The organism is Bradyrhizobium sp. USDA 4504 (genome assembly GCF_054063995.1).
The window spans coordinates 6,607,526-6,623,990 of sequence record NZ_JBSSGV010000001.1; the positions used below are offsets into that span (position 1 = coordinate 6,607,526).

A 16,465-nucleotide genomic window follows, 5' to 3' on the forward strand; every position below is an offset into this window, starting at 1 on the left:
GCGTGGTGCTGTCGGCGGAGAAAGCGTGCGGCTTTCTGCGGCCGCGCGAGAGCCTTTCATCGTACGCCCCACGTGCGATGAAGTCAGCCGTCCCGGCCCGATTCGCCAGCCCCGAGAAGTCGGGGCGGCTGACACAGACGTGTGCGCGTTGTCGCTACTAGAGCTGGCGGCGGCGGATGGTCTGGGCGAGTTCGACAAAGCTCTCGGCGATGCCGACGCCGGTCTTGGCGCTGACCGATTTGACGCTCGACTTCGCAAGCCCGGCAATCGCGCCCGCGCTGCCCGCGGCTTCCGGCAGATCGATCTTGTTCAGCAGCGCCCGGTAGGGCCGGCCGGGGAAGCGCTCCTCGAAGCCGCGGACCAGTTCCACCATGCGGGTCACCGTCTGCGGCCGCGTGACGTCGGACACGATGATGGCGGCGGACGCGCCGGTGACGTAGACGGTGTCGAAGATCTGCGTGCCGAAATCGCCGTCGGTGTCCCACAGCACGAGGCGCGTCGGATCGCTGCCACCCGCCGGCGCCACGTCGTGGCTCAGGATCTCGACGCCCAGCGTCGATTTGTACTGGCCCTCGAACCGGTTGTAGATCAGCCGATAGAGGATCGACGTCTTGCCGACCCCCATATCGCCGAGCAGCATGACTTTCGCGGTGAGCATCAGCGGGCCACTTCGCCTCGATAGACCGTCTCGAACGCCACGCGGCGATTACCGCCGACGGTGGAGTCGACCCGGTCGGTGATCGGCATCGTCGCCGCGCGCGAAACCAAAATCAGCCGCGACGAATCGACCCCGAGCGCGGTCAGCCTGCGCTGGACCTGCTCGGCCCGCTTGCGCGCCAGCGTCCGGTTGGTGCCTTCCGTGCCGCTCTGATCGGCATAGCCGACGATGCGCAGCCTGAGATCGTTGTTCGCCATTAGTCCGGCGAGTTCGCGCAGCTGCTGCTCGGCCTGGTCGTTGTCGAGGACTTCGTCTGAATTGTTCGCGAAGAAGATCGCGGTGGTGGCGATGAAGCGGTCGAGCCGCGCCGCCGGACCGTCGGCGACGGCTTGCAGCTTCGAATATTGCTCGGCCAATTTGGCATACTGCTCGCCGAGCCTGTCATATTGCTCGGTCAGGGCGACATATTTCTGGTCGCCCGACTTCGCCTGCGCACCGATCGCCTCGCGCATCTGGTCGAGGCTCGCCTGCAGGCGCGTCAGGCTCTGCTGCAGGCCCGCGATGCCGGCCTGCGATGCCGCGATTTGCTCGGGTGCGGACACCAGACCGATGTGGTTGACGATCTTGTACGGTGCCGCGGCCGCAGCGAGCGCATCGATCAACGGCGCGGTTTCCAGCTGGCTCGGCTCGATGCCTGAAACGGCCACGCTTCGGCTGCCGTGATCGAAGTCGAGCCGCAGCGGGAACGAGGCCAGCAACGGCTGCTTTGCGGCGAGCTGTTCCAGCGCCGCCTGGGTCCGCCGCTCCAACAGGCCGCGCGTCACCGATGTCGCGGCAAGCCAGAGCAGCAGCGCGGCCACGGCCGCGAGCAAGGCGAACAGGATCACCTTGCCGCGCCGGCTCGCGATCCGCCGTGGCGTATCGTCGGTCTCGATCGCGGCTGCCAGCGACGCCAGCATCGGCCCGTCGCAATCCGCGCCGCGGTCGATGCGCTCGATCGCATCGAAGAACAGCGAGTTGATCCTGGCATTGTCGGCTGGCCGCAACGGTCCCAGGCACTCCGCCGCCAGAATGAAGCGGGGCGAGGCGCGCAGCGCGAGCTGTCGTCCGCCGAAATCGAGCGTCTGCAGATTGCCTTCGCCGGCGAGCGCCTGCACCGAGAATTCCAGGATCGCCGCGACCATCGCGCTGAGCAGGTCGGCGCGTTCGTCGGCGGTCGCATCGCGCTTCCAGTCCGCGATCAGGCGGCCATTGCCGCGTTCGATGATCAGGAGCCGGTTGATCTGCGGCGGCTGATCGGCGAGCACGAATTCGCTGATCGGGCGTCCCGTCACCAGCGATTTGACGCGGCCGACCCACAATTGCGCCGAGGTCAACGCATTGATGCGCTGCTCGAGCGAGGCAACCAGCTCCCTGAACGAATTCGCCACCGCGGCGCTGACCAGCCGGCCGACGATCGGATAGAGCGCCTCGATCATCTGCTCGCGCGAGTTCTTGATCTCGCTGCGGATCGCCGAGACCACGACCGGCGCAATCGCGCTGGCGAGCTCGCGCGGCCGGTTGACCTCGGCGCGCTCCAGCGCCTCGACCAGGATGCCCGCGGTTGCCGTCTCCAGGCGGTCGGCGTTGCCGACATAGCGCTGCAGCGAGTCGAGGTCGGCCTCCAGCGACGTCAGGCGCGTCGCCTCGGGCTGAAACAGCAATGTCTTGAGCTGCTCGATCTCGCGGTTCTGGCCGGCAGCAGCTGCCATGCTATTTGCCCGTGCGGCCGGATCCCAATCCGCTGATGACCGAGCCGAGCTGGGTGATCGCCGCGCCGACATCCTTCAGCGAGTCGAGCCGCTTCTGCTCGGTATCCCGCTCGAGGTCGGAGAGCCGCGCCGAAAGCGCGGTGAGCTCGTTAGTGAAGTCCGCCTGCATCTGCTTGAGCGATGCCTGCATCTCCTCGCGCAGACCCGAGAGGTTGGTCTCGAGCGAACGTTGCGCGCCGCCGAACAGCAGGTCGCGAACCTGATCGATCGCCGCCATGCCATGCGCCGCCGGATCCACGCCGTTGCCGGCCGCCGCAGCGTCCGCCGGTCCGTCCGTACCTTTGGTCTGGCGCTCGATACCCTTCATGGTCATTTCCCGCTTACTCATAGCCGTGCAATCCGGACCTGCGGTGTCAAAAAGCAAATCCGAAACAAACCTATAGCCAATTTTGCGGGCGCGGCCCAGAGAAAGGCGAGCAATCTCAGCCGGATCAACCGCGTGGTTGTGCGATCACGGCCAATTATTTCTAGTAAGTTATTGCCTTTATTGCGAGTTCTGTACGGTTCTTGACCTGGCATTTCTCCAGAATCGTGCTGACATAGTTCTTCACGGTTCCTTCGGCCAAATGCAGCTGCTCGCCGATCTCGGTGTTGCTCTTGCCCTCGACGATCAGCGTAAGAATTTCATTCTCCCGCGCCGTCAGCCCATCGCGAACCGGCAGCTTCGCCGAGACGCGCGGGCCGCGCAGCCGCTTGAACTCATCGAGGATGCGCGCGGCGACGCCGGGCGAAAGCCCGGACTGGCCGTTGATGACCGCGCGGATGGTCGAGGCGATCTCCTCCATCCTGGCGTCCTTCAAGAGATAAGCCTTGGCGCCTGCGCTCACCGCCTCGAAGATCAGGTCGTTGGTCTCGAACGTCGTCAGCACCACGATATGGGTCTGCGGCAATTCGCGGAGAATCCGCTGGGTCGCGGCGATGCCGTCGACCCGCGGCATCTGCAGATCCATCAGGATGACATCCGGCCGATAGCGCCGCGCGAATTCGATGGCCTGCTCGCCGTCGGCCGCGCCGGGAAGGATCTCGAAATCGTCGTTCTGCTGGGCGAGCAGCGTGGCGATACCTTCCCTGATCAGCGTCTGATCCTCGGCGATCAGCACCCGTATCTTCTCAATTCTGCTCACGGGCTTTCCGTCATCCTCTCGAAAACGCGTTGCATGCGCGGCAACGAATTCAATCGGCCAGCACGCCGGCAGACGCCGCCGGCGGCACCGCCACGGGGAGCGAGATCCGGACCAGCGTTCCCTGCCCGGGCGCGCTCTCCACCGCGCAGCTGCCGCCGACAAGTTCAGCAAATTCGGCCATGCCAATCAATCCGAAATGTCCTGGCGTCGGGACCGCGAGATCGAAGCCGCGGCCGTCATCGCGGATCTCGACAATCAGCTTGCGGCCGACCGCGGCCGGTTCGTCGAAGGCGTGAAAGGAGACGCGGCGCGCCTGCGCATGCGTCTGAACATTGCGCAGTGCCTCGCTGAGGATGCGCTGAACCGTCAAGCCGCAATCGCGCAAGCCGGGGCGCGCCGCTTCGTCGATCTGGATCGACACCCTGACACCGCTGCGCGCGGCGAAGTCGCTGAGCAGCCCCTCGACGTCGGGATCAAGCTTCAGATCGTCGGGCGTGCGCAGGCGATCGATGGCTTCGCGGGCGCGGTTCAGGCCGCTCGCGGCCGCATCTTCAGCGGTCGCGAGGCTGTCCGCCACACGGGCGGGATCGGCCGACAAATAATGCCGGATCAGCCGGATCTGGGTCAGCAGCGCCACGATCGAGTGCACCAGCGTATCGTGCAGATCGCGGGCCAGCCGCAACCGCGTCCGCGCCAGCGAGGCAAAGCGCACCTCCGCGCTCGCCGCCTCGAGCTGCTGCTCCATCAAGCGCCGGGCGCGACGCTCGCTGCCGAGCAGCGTTTCGACCTGACGGCCGGCAAAATCCGGCATGGCGATGACGAAGTAATGCGACTGCGCGCCGTTCCACAGCACGACCGCCGTCATCGGTTGCGTGATGTCAGGCGACGCGCCACGCACACCGGCCAGCGCGATCATGTCCCGCTGGCCTCCGGCAAGCGCCGCCAACTCGGCTTCCATGCCGACCAGCAACACACACTCGCAGCAATCGACGCCGGTTGCCGGAAGCCACTCGACCAGCCGGCCGATCTTCCGCTGCATGCTTCGATCGGCGCCGATGACGGCGAGACCGATGACGTCGGCTTCTGCGGCCGCAAGCAAATCCGCGCTCAGATCGATCATGCGTTGCCCATCAGCTCAGCGAGCAGCCCACTCTGGCGTAAGCCGGCAGCGGTCGCAAACGAATATGACTTTCGTCACAACCGGTCCTGACCTTCGTCAGATGCCGCGGCTGCTCGAAATGCGGTTCTGTCTCACGAATGAGCAACAGCGCAAGCCATGATGTGCCACATGCCGGCGTCCATGGCGATGCCGACCGGGCGCCGGGCCTCGCGAAAGGTCGCGCCAGTCGGCCGGAATGTGAGCTGACAATGAAGGGCGCACCACGGAAACCGTCGGGCATCGAGCTGCGCATGCTGGCGGAAGCAAGCAAGCCCGCGCGGCGCCGGCGCCTGAGCGCAACCCAGAAGATGGCATTGCAGGAAGCGCTCGCCGGCCGCCTGCAGCTCTATCCGCGCGGATATGCCGCGAGCAAGACGGGGCCGTTCCACTCCCGACGCGCCATTCTCGGACTGGTGCGCGCCGGCCTGATGAGCCTCAGCGCGACGGCGCGCTATGCGGCCGTGACCAGGCGCGCGCGCGAGATGTACGAGGCCGCGGCAAGCAGCGACCCTGCGCCCGAGTAAGCGCGCGCCATTACGCTGAGGCGCTCGAAGCCCTCACCGTCCAGCATTTCTCCGTTGAAGCTTGGCCGACGTCACATGTGCGCGGACGCTCTCGCGTGCCGCGCCGATTCCGGCCGCGAGCAGCGTCAGACCAGCCGGCTGGCTACAGCAGGACACGTATGCAGATAAACTGCGAAGATAATCTTTACAGTTTACCTTCATATATGCTATCCGATCCGGCATGAGCAATGGACCGGCCCGCCCCGGCTCGGCGCGCACATCCGCGCTGGCCGAAGATCTTCGCCTGTTGATTGGAAGGCTGAAGCGGCGGCTTCGCGAGCAGGGTCAACGCGAGGACCTCCCGCCTTCCCAGGTCGCGGTGCTGCTTCGCCTCGAAAAGGATGGCCCCGCGACCGTGTCCAGCCTCGCGCGATCGGAGGGTATGCGTCCGCAATCGATGAGCTCGGCGATATCGGCGCTCGAGGCTGCGGGCCTGGTCCGCGGCGCGCCGGATCCGGACGACGGCCGGCAGACCATCATGTCGCTCACCGATAGCTGCCGCGAGCGGCTTCGCACCGGCCGCGCCGCACGGCAGGACTGGCTGTCGCGCACCATCGCCGCGCGGCTGTCGGCGCGGGAGCAGGACGAACTCGCCGCCGCCGTCGGCTTGCTGAAGCGGCTGGTCGAGGATTGAGGCCGGCTGCGCTGCGACAGCTTGCGAGAAAGGTAACGACTATGGCCCTGACCACGCTCGATCCGATCACCGCATTGATCGTCATCGATCTGCAAAGCGGCCTCATGGGCTGGCCCTTCGCCCATCCGATCGGCGACATCGTGGCTCGCGCCGCCGCGCTTGGCGCTGCGTTCCGGCGGCACGGTCTGCCGGTCGCGCTGGTCAATGTCGACGGCAGCTCGCCGGGACGAACCGAGCAGGCGCCGCGCCATGGAAATCCAATTGGAAATCCCATTGGAAATCCATTTGGCGGCCCGCTTCCCGACGGATGGACCGATCTCATTCCGGAGCTCGACCGACAGCCCGGCGACATCGTTGTGACCAAGCGAACGCGAGGCGCATTTGCCAGCACCGACCTCGAAAGCCTGCTGAGAGCGCGTGGCGTCACGCAAGTCGTGATCGCCGGCGTCGCCACCGCGGGCGGCGTCGAATCGACGGCGAGACAGGCCTATGAGGCGGGCTTCAACGTCACGCTCGCAATCGACGCCATGACCGATGCGCGGTCGCACGCACATGAATACAGCATCGAGCACGTGTTCCCGCGGCTTGGCGAAACCGGCTCGACGCAGGCGATCATCGATCTCGTTGAAAGGACCAACGCGCATGAACTGGCTTGATCTCGTCGCCTATTTCTTCGGCGGCGCCTTTCTCACCAATGCGATCCCCCACGTCGTCGCCGGCATGATGGGCGAAGCGTTCCAGAGCCCGTTCGCCAAACCGCCCGGCGAAGGCCTGTCCTCATCGACCGTCAACATCGTGTGGGGCTTCTTCAACCTCGCGGTCGGATATCTCCTGGTCTGCCGCGTCGGCGACTTCGGCTTGCGAACCACCAGCGACGTCGCAGCGCTCGGTCTCGGCGGTCTTCTGATCGGCCTGTTCCTGGCGCGGCGGTTCGGGCGGTTTCACGGCGGGAATGAACCTCAGAGAACATGAGACGCGTCTTTCGATCGCTCGCGAGCTTCAACTACCGGGTCTGGGCGGCCGGCGCGCTGGTATCCAACGTCGGCACCTGGATGCAGCGCGCGGCGCAGGACTGGCTGGTTCTCACCCAGCTGACAAATCACAGCGCGTCCGCCGTCGGCATCGTGATGGCGCTGCAATTCGGGCCACAACTATTATTGATGCCGTGGACCGGCTTTGCCGCCGATCACTTCAACCAGCGCAAACTGCTGATGGCGACCCAGGCGACGATGGGCGCGCTCGCACTCATCCTCGGCATTCTCACCGTCACCGGGCTGGTGCAGCTCTGGCACGTCTACACCTTCGCGTTCCTGTTCGGCTGCGCGGCGGCGCTCGATGCCCCGGTGCGACAGACCTTCGTCGCCGAACTGGTCAGCGATACCAATCTGTCGAATGCGATCGCGCTGAACTCGACCTCGTTCAACGCCGCGCGCATGATCGGCCCCGCCGTCGCCGGCCTGATTATCGCCTCCGTCGGCACCGGCTGGGCATTCCTGTTCAACGGCGCATCGTTCCTGGCGGTGCTGACCTCGCTGACCCTGCTGCGCACCTCCGAGCTGCGCCCGAACGCGCGCGCCCATCGCACCAAGGGCAGCGTGATGCAGGGCTTCCACTATGTCTGGTCGCGGCCCGATCTCAGGGCGACGCTGATCATGCTGTTTCTGATCGGGACCTTCGGACTGAACTTTCCGATCTTCATTTCCACCATGGCGGTTGGCGTTTTCCACACCGATGCGCGCGGCTTCGGCCTGCTGTCGTCGATAATGGCGCTCGGAACGATGTCGGGCGCGCTGCTGGCAGCGAGCCGCGAGGAGCCGCGCTTCGGCTCGCTGATGCTGGGTGCCGCGATCTTCGGGCTGGGCTGCACGCTCGCCGCATTGGCGCCGAGCTATTGGCTGTTTGCCGCGGCGCTGGTCGTGATCGGCGTCGCCGCGCTGACCGTCACCAGCACCTCGAACGCGCTGATGCAGCTCTCGACCGAGCCGGCGATGCGCGGACGGGTGATGGCGCTGCGGCTCGGCGTTGCGCTCGGCGGCACGCCGATCGGCGCGCCGATCGTCGGCTGGGTCGCCGATCACCTCGGCCCGCGCTGGGCCCTCGGCGTCGGCGCCGCCGCCGGCTTTGCCGCAGCGATCGTGGCGATCGGCATGCTGTCCCGATCGGGCGGCGAAGCCGAGCGCCGCAGCCAGGAGGCGCGAAGGAGCGAGGTCAACCTGCCGCAGCAGCGTTGAGCGTGGCGCCACCGACCGGCGCTGCTACCCTGTTTCGGACGCGTGTCCTTTCACCCGAACTGAAAACGCTAGTAGGCGTAGGACGTCTTGCCCGGCCGCACGGTCAGCCGAAAGGCGACATCGGTCGAACCATCCATCAGCTCGATGATGTGGTCGCACACCAGACAGCGAAACTCACCCGCGACGCCGCCCTTCGACGTCAATTCGATCCGGCGATAGCCGGCCTGGCAATGGGGGCACGTCACGTCAGATTTTCGCATCGAATCAGCAAGCCGTTGCGCTCTTGAGCTTCCCACACGCCCATCATCGGAATGTGACGCCCGTCTAACCGGCGTGCTGGTCGACCAGACTACCTGGAATTTGTGCTGTGCTTTCAGCGCGAAAAGTTCCCGACGATGGCCAGAACGACGACGCGCCCAGGCCGGCAACACGGCCGCGGACCCAAAAAACGAGCGAGCGCTCTCTCAGAAAATTTCATCATCCCCCTTTTCCGGGCGCCGTTTCGTGGGCTAGGAATTAGACAAGGGCGTAAAGCCCGGCTCGGACCAGCAACAAAATGAAATGGTCCCGGAGCATAGCCAGGGAGGCAACGTGGGTCTCGCGCGTCAGCGACCGGGGACGGCGAATGCGTTCGCGATGGACGTGCTTTGCGCGCGCATCCTCGAACGTCATCGGGATTCCATCCGGGTCCAGAAAACCCATCTCGCCGTTCCGAATCTCACGCGCATCATCGGCGCCACGCTCACGCTTTCCAACAAGCACGGCTTTCACGCCACCACGCTGCGCCAGCTCGCGGAGGCCTCGGGCCTCAGCATGGGCGGCCTTTATACGTATTTCGACAGCAAGCCGACGCTGCTGTCGATGATCCTCGGCGAGGTCGCCGAGACGGTGGCGGAGGTCCTCAACTCGCCGCCCGCGGACGTGAAGCAGGATGCGCGCAAGCATCTGCACTGGATCATCGCGACCCATGTCCGGATGAGCGAGGCGATGCAGCCCTGGTTCGTGTTCTGCTTCATGGAAGCGAAGTCGTTTCCGCCGGCGGAGCGCCAGCGCGCCATCGAGATGGAGGTGATGACCGAGAAGATCATCGCCGGCGTCCTCAAGCAGGGCGTCGCCAGCGGCGTCTTCACGATCGACCAGGTCACGCTGACGGCATCGCTGATCAAGCCGCTGCTGCAGGACTGGTACGTCAAGCGCGCCAAGTACCGCAGACGTGGCACCTCGATCGAGGCCTACATCAACACCGTCGGCGCATTCGTCGACGCTGCGGTCGCAGCCAGGACGCGGCCCGGCCGCGTCGCGACCGGCTCCCGCACCAGATCCAGGCAGAGCGGCGCACCTATAGACGCAAGGAAGGGCGAGGCAATGAAGCGCTTGCGGTTCAATCAACAGGAGATCGTCTTCGCCGTCTTTGCCGTGCTGTTCCTGGCGTTCTCGATCTTCCTGCGCGGCTTCCTGACGCCGGAGAACATGCTGACGCTGCTGCAGAACGTCGCGGTGCTCGGCATCCTCGGGCTTGCGATGGCGATCGTCGTGATCGGGCGCGGCATCGACATCTCCCTGATCGCAGCGCTCGCGGTGCCGCCGGGGCTTGTGCTGCAGATGGTGCAGAACGGCCACTCGCTGCCGACCGCGCTGGTGACGGCCGTGCTGCTCACGATCGCGTTCGGCCTGGTCAATGGCTGGCTGATCGCCTATGCCGAGGTCCCTTCGCTGTTTGCGACGCTGGCGACCGGCCTGCTGCTCGCCGGCCTTGGGCAGGCCGCGCTGTTTCAGCTCGACGTCGTGCAGTGGAGCGACGGCATGAAGGGCTTCGAGCGGCTCGGACAAGGCACCATCCTCGGCATTCCGACCTCGATCGTGATGTTCGCGATCGCCTGCGTCGTGGTCGCGTTCCTGCTGCGCCAGACGCGCTGGGGCGCCTATATCTACGCGATCGGCGATAATCCCTACGCCGCCCGCGTCACCGGCATCCCCTCGCGCCCGATCATCGTGCTGCAATACGTCGTCGCGGCGCTGATCGGCTGCTTCGCGGGCCTCGTGATGGCGGCATCGGTCAACTCGATGCCGACCCGCATCTTCAATTCGACCCTGATCTACGACGTCATCCTCGTCGTCGTGCTCGGCGGCATCGGCCTGTCGGGCGGCCGCGGCGGCGTGCTCAACGTCGTCATCGGCACGCTGCTGATCGGCACCATGCTGAACGGCATGACCATCATGGACATTTCCTACGCCGGACAAAATCTCGTCAAGGGTGTCGTCCTGCTGCTCGCCGTCATCACGGATTCATTCCTGAATCCGCGCAACGAAGAAACGGCACAGCAGGGCGACATCTGAACCAAGCCACAAGAACATTCAATCACGACCAAGGAGGAAGCAATGAAATACGCTGTCAGGACTGCAAAGGTGATCGCCGCGGCGCTTGGGCTTGCCGCCATCGCCGCCCCGGCTCTGGCCCAGCAGGGCCTGGACGAGCCGTTCCAGAAGCCGTTCAGGGAAGCCCTCGCCGGCAAGACGGTGGCCTACGTTCCGGTCGCCATGAACTTCGACCTCACCGAAGGCTGGTACGCCGGCATGAAGAAGGAGCTCGAGCCCTTCGGCGTGAAGTTCGAGATCCGCGATCCCAACTGGAACACCAATGCCGGCGCGCAGGCAGTGACCTCGCTGATCTCGGAGAAGCCCGCCGTGATGGTGATCCACAATCCGGACGTGCAGACCTACGCCAAGTTGCTGCAGCGCGCCGAGAACGAAGGCATCTACGTCATCCAGATCAACATGGGATCGGCCTATCGCTCGTCGGCCTTTGTCGGCGCCAACTGGATCGAGATCGGCGAGCGCGACACCGAAGCCGTGGTGAAGGCCTGCCAGGGCAAGTCGAACAAGATCGCAATCGTGCAGGGCGCGCTCTCGGCGGCCGCCAGCGCCTACACGCTCAAGGGCGTCGAGAACGTGCTCGCCAAGCATCCGGAGATCAAGGTGGTCTCGAGCCAGGCGGCCGACTGGGATGCCGCGAAGGCCAAGGCGATCACCCAGACGGTGCTGAAGCAGAATCCTGATCTTTGCGGCATCGTCGGCTTCTGGGACGGCATGGACATCGGCACCGCCGCTGCGGTGAAGGAAGCCGGCCTGACCGGCAAGGTGTTCGTCGCGACCTCTGGCGGCGGCGAGCGCAAGGGCGCCTGCGAGCTGGTGAAGTCCGGCGCGTTCGATCTCAACATGAGCTACGACGTGCCCACCCAGGCCGCGCAGATGGCCGGCACGATCAAATGGCTGCTGTCGTCGGGCGCCAAGGCCGGCTCGATCAAGGGGTCGGAATACACGACGCTGATTCCGATCACCAAAGAGAACGCGGACAGCCAGACCGCGTGCTGGAATCTCAGTGACCTGAAAAAATAGTCGAACCATTCCCGCTCGACGTCCCGGGCGATCTCACCCGGGACGTCGATTTTCCCAAATCGAACGCCTTGCTGGAATGCCGATGCGCGACACCCTGACGAGCCTGCGTTACCGCTACTGGCCGGATCATCTCCTCGGCGAGATCCTGTCCAAGCGTTGGACCGAGACCGCAATACCGGTGATCCTGCTTTTGATCGTCGGCTTCGCGCTCAGCCGTTCCATCGATCACTTCCTGTCGCCGTCGAGCCTTGCCGACACCGCGCGGCAGGCCGGCGAAATCGGCTTTATCGGCCTCGGCATGGCGCTGGTCGTCATCGTCGGCGGCATCGATCTGTCGGTCGGCTCGATCTTCGCGCTGACGGATTTCTGCGCGCTCTATCTGCTCGACGTGCTGAACTGGCCGGTGCCCGCGGTGGTCGTCGCCACCCTCGTCTGCGGTGCACTGCTCGGCGCCGTCAATGGCGTCCTGATCGGCTACTTAAGGCTGCGCGCCTTCATCACCACGCTGATCACCCTGATCATCTACCGCTCGGCGTTCGATCTGCTGATCCAACGCTACTCCAATTCGATCGCCGCGGCCTTCCCCGACATCCCGTCCTGGAATTTCATCGGCGGCGGCGACGTGTTCGGCATTCCGAGCGTCGCAATCGTCTACATCGCGATCGCCATCTTCGGCCATATCTTCATGACCCGGCTGCGTCCCGGCTGGCACATCACCGCGATCGGCGGCTCGCGCCGTTCCGCCTACAATTCCGGCATTCCGGTCCGCCGCACCATCGCGCTCTGCTATGTCGCAAGCGGCGTGCTGACCAGCATCGCAGCGCTGTTCTTCGCGGCCCGGCTCGGCACCGTCGGCGGCGACATCGGCGTCGGCCTCGAGGTGATCGTGCTGACCGCGACCGTGCTCGGCGGCATCACGCTCGGCGGCGGCAAGGGCTCGGTCGCCAAATCGCTGGTCGGCGTGCTGATCGTGCTCCTGATCACCAACGGCCTGACCACGCTCAATGCACGGGGCGGTATCAACCGCATGGCGCTGGCGGGCATCCTGCTGGTCGCCGCGATGGTCGACATCCGCTGGCAGAAGAACCGCACCCGCATCATCAGCAAGGTCTATGTCGCGCCGACCTATCATGCGCTGCCGCCGCCTCCGGCCACCGAGATCGGCCAGGGTGGCCCGTTCGAGCAGAACGACAAGCTGCGCGACGTCGAATTGATCGGCCTCGGCCGCATCGAGGCGCCGGAGGACGTGATCCTCGATCGCAACAACAATCTCTACGCCGGCTCGCGCCATGGCGACATCATCCGCTTCCATGCGCCCGATTATCAGCGGATGGAGGTGTTCGCCCATATCGGCGGTCAGCCGCTCGGCATGGCGTTCGACCGGCAGGACAATCTCTATGTCTGTATCGGCGGCATGGGCCTTTACCGCATCACGCCCGACGGCACCGTGGAAAAGGCGACCGACGAAACCAACCGCAGCATGCATTCGGTGAACGACGACAGCCGCCTGCGGCTGGCCGACGACCTCGACATCACCGATGACGGCCTGATCTTCTTCTCGGAAGCCACCGTGCGCTACGAGATGGACGAATGGCCGATCGACGGCCTCGAGGCGCGCGGCAACGGCCGCATCATCTGCTACGACACCAAGACCGGCGCCACGCATACGGCACTGCGCGGCCTCAAATTCCCCAACGGCATCTGCGTCGCCAGCGACGGCCAGTCGATCCTGTTCGCCGAGACCTTCGGCTGCTCGATCAAGCGGCTGTGGTTCGCGGGGCCGAAGAAGGGTCAGGTCGAGGTGGTGATGGACAATCTGCCGGGCTATCCCGACAACATCAATCTCGCCTCCGACGGCAATTACTGGCTGGCGCTGGTCGGCATGCGCAGCCCCTCGCTCGACCTCGCCTGGAAGATGCCGGGCTTCCGCCGCCGCATGGCCAAGCGCGTCCCGGTCGACGAATGGCTGTTCCCGAACATCAACACCGGCTGCGTGGTCAAGTTCAACGAGCAGGGCAAGATCCTCGAATCGTTCTGGGACCTGCACGGCGAGAACCATCCGATGATCACCTCGATGCGTGAGCATCGCGGTTATCTCTATCTCGGCGGCATCATGAACAACCGGATCGGCCGCTACAAGCTGGAGAACGCCGACCCGAACTTCGTGCAGTATGACAAGCGCTGGGGGAAGCTGTCGTGATCGCGGCCGTCAGGGAATTCTCCAACCGCTTTCTCGGCCGTGGCGAGGCCACCATCACCGTGCCGTCGTTCGACGGCGCACTCAAACCGAACCAGAAACTGGAATCTGCGACCACCTTGCTGGAATGCGAGGCGCCCGAGGATCTCGCAACCGATGGCCGCAACCTCTATGTCGCCGACGGCCGGCGTCTGCTGCGCCTCGACGGCGGCGGAGCGGCCGAGCTGCGCAGCTTCGAGCAGCCGATTTCGGCGCTCTGCGCGCTCACCGGCGGCGGCATCGCGGTCGCGCTCGGCGGCCGCGAGGTGCGGCTCTACGCCGACCCCTCGTCGGGCGAGCCGAGCGTGACGTTCAACGACGCCGCCTTCAACGCGATCAACGCGCTGACGCAGGCCGGCGATGGCACCCTGATCGCAACCGACGGCTCGGCGACCTGCGGCATCGATGATTGGGCGCGCGACCTGATGGAGCTGAACCGAAGCGGCCGCGTGTTCCGGCTCGACCCCAGGACCAGATCGGTGCAGCTGCTGGCGTCGAAGCTCGGCTACGCCTTCGGCGCCTGCGCGCGGGGCAACGGCGTGCTCGTCAGCGAGAGCTGGCGGCATCGCCTCGTCCTCGTCTCGAACGGAAGGCCGCCGCAGGTCGTGCTCGGTCACCTGCCCGTCTATCCGTCGCGGCTGTCGAAGGCCGCGGGCGGCGGCTATTGGCTCACCGCATTCACCGCACGCACCCAGCTGATCGAGTTCGTGCTGCGCGAGCCGGCCTACCGGCGCCGCATGATGGCCGAGATCGACCCAGCCTATTGGGTGGCGCCGCGGCTGCGCTCGGGGTTCTCGTTCAAGGAGCCGATGCAGGGCGCGCACATCAAGACGATGGGCGTCATCAAGCCGTGGGCGCCGCCGCGCTCCTATGGCCTCGTCATCCGGCTGAGCGAGGACGGCAAGCCAAAGTATTCGCTGCACAGCCGGGTCGACGGCGTCAATCACGGCGTCGTCGCGGCGCTGGAGCTGGGCGGCGATCTTGTGCTGATCGCCAAGGGACCGGGCCGCGTGCTGAAACTGCCCCTCGCCGGGCTCGCCGAGGAGACAGGCTCATGAGCGACACCGTGTTGTCCCTGCGCAAGGCCACCAAGCTTTACGCGGGCGTGCCCGCCATCGAGGGCGTCGACTTCGATCTGCGCCGCGGTGAGATTCACGCGCTGGTCGGCGAGAATGGCGCCGGCAAGTCGACGCTGACCAAGGTGATGGCCGGCGTCGTGACCTTGACGTCCGGCGGCATGAGTGTCGATGGCGCGGAGGTCGCGCCGCGGACGCCGCTGGAGGCGCGCAATCTCGGCATCGCCATGGTGTTCCAGGAGAACAGCCTGGTGCCGACCATGACGGTCGCGCAAAACCTGTTCCTCGGGCAGGAGAAATTCTACAACCGGCTGCGCGGCATCTACATCGCCGCCCAGCAGTTCCTGCAATCGCTGAATTTCGACGTGACGCCGACCGCCACCGTGAGCGGGCTCGGCGCCGCCAAGAAGCAGATGGTGGAGATCGCGCGCGCGGTTCTGCACAAGGCCAAGGTCATCATCTTCGACGAGCCGACCGCGTCGCTGACGCCGGAAGAGAAGAAATATTTCTTCGACCTGGTCCGTGACCTCAAGAAGCGCGGCGTCTCGATCATCTTCATCTCGCACGCGCTGGAAGAGGCGCTGCTGCTCGCCGACCGCATCACCGTGCTGCGCGACGGCAAGCACGTCATCACCGACGACGCCGCGAAGTTCGACCGGGCGGCGATCGTGCAGGCGATGGTCGGCCGCGACCTCTCCAACACGCTGTATGGCGCGCGGAAGACCAGCGTCCGGCCGGCCGGTGCGCGCGTGCTCGCGGTGCAGAACCTCAAGATGGCGCCGATGGTGAAGAACAATTCGCTGTCGGTGTTCGCCGGGCAGATCACCGGCGTGTTCGGCCTGGTCGGCGCGGGCCGCACCGAGACCTTCAAGATCGTCTCCGGCGTGTTGAAGCGCGACTTCTTCCACGGCGGCGAAATCATGCTGCACGACAAGCCGGTGCGCTACCGGGTTCCGGCGCCGGCGGTCAAGGCCGGCATCGCCTATGTGACCGAGGATCGCAAGGTCGAGGGCTTCTTCGAAACCGCCTCGATCGCCCGCAACATCTATCTCGGCCTGCTTTCGAAGTTTCCCGGGGGCCGCATGATGTTGTCGCTACGCGAGGCCAATTCGGTCGGCAAGACCTGGACTCAGCGCCTCAAGGTTCGCGCCATCGGCGACGAGGCCAAGGTGGTCGAGCTGTCAGGCGGCAACCAGCAGAAGGTGGTGATCGCCAAATCGCTGGTGCAGGAGCCCGAGCTGATCATCTTCGACGAACCGACCCGCGGCGTCGACGTCGGCGCCATCGTCGAGATCCACGAGCTGATCAACCAGCTCGCCGACGAAGGCAAGGCGGTGGTGGTGATCTCGTCCTATCTGCCCGAGATCATGGCGCTGTCCGACCGCATCCTGGTCTCGCGTCAGGGCAAGGTGGTCGAGGAATTCTCCGCGCTCGAAGCCACCGAGGAGAAGATCATGTACGCGGCGATTCATTGATCGCCGCAACGGACGTGCTTCACGGCCGGCTCGCCGCACGCAGCGCACTCGTGCAGGCCTCGCTCAAGCAGGTTCGGTGCGGGTAGCCGCCCGCCTGCCGCG

Annotated in this window: 16 protein-coding genes and 1 pseudogene; 11 read left to right on the forward strand and 6 right to left on the reverse strand. The window is 65.5% G+C overall.

Annotated features, from left to right (window positions below; genetic code table 11):
* Positions 1 to 157: 157 nt before the first annotated feature.
* The 5 genes from ACVMB1_RS31050 to ACVMB1_RS31070 all read right to left on the reverse strand — a co-directional run bounded on the left by ACVMB1_RS31050 (position 158) and on the right by ACVMB1_RS31070 (position 4,713).
* Positions 158 to 658 carry a GTP-binding protein gene (locus ACVMB1_RS31050; protein ID WP_076834938.1) on the reverse strand — a complete coding sequence of 167 codons (501 nt, stop codon included), beginning with the start codon at positions 656 to 658 and terminating at the stop codon, positions 158 to 160.
* Positions 658 to 2,409, reverse strand: coding sequence for an OmpA family protein (locus ACVMB1_RS31055; protein ID WP_057018934.1), 1,752 nt, complete (start codon positions 2,407 to 2,409; stop codon positions 658 to 660). The genes ACVMB1_RS31050 and ACVMB1_RS31055 overlap by 1 nt, the downstream gene beginning before the upstream one ends.
* A gap of 1 nt (position 2,410) precedes the next feature.
* Entirely contained in the window at positions 2,411 to 2,797 is a 387-nt protein-coding gene (locus tag ACVMB1_RS31060; protein WP_229161741.1) for a hypothetical protein, read from the reverse strand.
* Between the two features lie 139 nt (positions 2,798 to 2,936).
* A complete protein-coding gene (locus tag ACVMB1_RS31065; protein ID WP_028335911.1) occupies positions 2,937 to 3,593 on the reverse strand; it encodes a response regulator transcription factor in 657 nt (218 codons plus the stop codon).
* 49 nt (positions 3,594 to 3,642) lie between these two features.
* A complete protein-coding gene (locus tag ACVMB1_RS31070) occupies positions 3,643 to 4,713 on the reverse strand; it encodes a histidine kinase (RefSeq protein ID WP_076834937.1) in 1,071 nt (356 codons plus the stop codon).
* A gap of 248 nt (positions 4,714 to 4,961) precedes the next feature.
* Here ACVMB1_RS31070 and ACVMB1_RS31075 point away from each other — a divergent pair, with 248 nt between their 5' ends.
* From ACVMB1_RS31075 to ACVMB1_RS31095, 5 genes are all read left to right on the forward strand, one after another.
* Complete coding sequence (locus tag ACVMB1_RS31075) at positions 4,962 to 5,276, forward strand: hypothetical protein (RefSeq protein ID WP_244559031.1); 315 nt, start codon at positions 4,962 to 4,964, stop codon at positions 5,274 to 5,276.
* A gap of 220 nt (positions 5,277 to 5,496) precedes the next feature.
* Positions 5,497 to 5,949 carry a MarR family winged helix-turn-helix transcriptional regulator gene (locus tag ACVMB1_RS31080; RefSeq protein WP_076834935.1) on the forward strand — a complete coding sequence of 151 codons (453 nt, stop codon included), beginning with the start codon at positions 5,497 to 5,499 and terminating at the stop codon, positions 5,947 to 5,949.
* A gap of 41 nt (positions 5,950 to 5,990) precedes the next feature.
* Positions 5,991 to 6,605 carry an isochorismatase family protein gene (locus ACVMB1_RS31085; protein ID WP_076834934.1) on the forward strand — a complete coding sequence of 205 codons (615 nt, stop codon included), beginning with the start codon at positions 5,991 to 5,993 and terminating at the stop codon, positions 6,603 to 6,605.
* Positions 6,592 to 6,921, forward strand: a complete 330-nt coding sequence (locus ACVMB1_RS31090) for a hypothetical protein (RefSeq protein WP_016848133.1) — start codon at positions 6,592 to 6,594, stop codon at positions 6,919 to 6,921. The genes ACVMB1_RS31085 and ACVMB1_RS31090 overlap by 14 nt, the downstream gene beginning before the upstream one ends.
* Complete coding sequence (locus ACVMB1_RS31095; protein WP_076834933.1) at positions 6,918 to 8,180, forward strand: MFS transporter; 1,263 nt, start codon at positions 6,918 to 6,920, stop codon at positions 8,178 to 8,180. The genes ACVMB1_RS31090 and ACVMB1_RS31095 overlap by 4 nt, the downstream gene beginning before the upstream one ends.
* Before the next feature lie 68 nt (positions 8,181 to 8,248).
* Here the strand turns inward: ACVMB1_RS31095 and ACVMB1_RS31100 are convergent, their stop codons facing one another.
* Positions 8,249 to 8,425: an MJ0042-type zinc finger domain-containing protein gene (locus ACVMB1_RS31100; RefSeq protein WP_307720421.1), complete on the reverse strand. Its 177-nt coding sequence runs from the start codon at positions 8,423 to 8,425 to the stop codon at positions 8,249 to 8,251.
* 391 nt (positions 8,426 to 8,816) lie between these two features.
* Here ACVMB1_RS31100 and ACVMB1_RS31105 point away from each other — a divergent pair.
* From ACVMB1_RS31105 to ACVMB1_RS31130, 6 genes and pseudogenes are all read left to right on the forward strand, one after another.
* Positions 8,817 to 9,335: pseudogene (locus ACVMB1_RS31105) on the forward strand (TetR/AcrR family transcriptional regulator); the annotation flags it as partial.
* Positions 9,336 to 9,545: 210 nt separating this feature from the next.
* Positions 9,546 to 10,517 (forward strand): ABC transporter permease, encoded by a 972-nt coding sequence (locus tag ACVMB1_RS31110; protein WP_076834931.1) that lies wholly within the window; start codon positions 9,546 to 9,548, stop codon positions 10,515 to 10,517.
* Positions 10,518 to 10,559: 42 nt separating this feature from the next.
* Positions 10,560 to 11,576, forward strand: a complete 1,017-nt coding sequence (locus ACVMB1_RS31115) for a sugar ABC transporter substrate-binding protein (protein ID WP_028340412.1) — start codon at positions 10,560 to 10,562, stop codon at positions 11,574 to 11,576.
* 76 nt (positions 11,577 to 11,652) lie between these two features.
* The gene (locus ACVMB1_RS31120) at positions 11,653 to 13,776 is read left to right on the forward strand and encodes an ABC transporter permease (protein ID WP_076834930.1); all 2,124 of its coding nucleotides are present in this window, start codon (positions 11,653 to 11,655) and stop codon (positions 13,774 to 13,776) included.
* Positions 13,773 to 14,870, forward strand: a complete 1,098-nt coding sequence (locus tag ACVMB1_RS31125; protein ID WP_076834929.1) for an SMP-30/gluconolactonase/LRE family protein — start codon at positions 13,773 to 13,775, stop codon at positions 14,868 to 14,870. The genes ACVMB1_RS31120 and ACVMB1_RS31125 overlap by 4 nt, the downstream gene beginning before the upstream one ends.
* Positions 14,867 to 16,363 carry a sugar ABC transporter ATP-binding protein gene (locus ACVMB1_RS31130; protein ID WP_076834928.1) on the forward strand — a complete coding sequence of 499 codons (1,497 nt, stop codon included), beginning with the start codon at positions 14,867 to 14,869 and terminating at the stop codon, positions 16,361 to 16,363. The genes ACVMB1_RS31125 and ACVMB1_RS31130 overlap by 4 nt, the downstream gene beginning before the upstream one ends.
* The last annotated feature ends 102 nt before the right edge of the window (positions 16,364 to 16,465 follow it).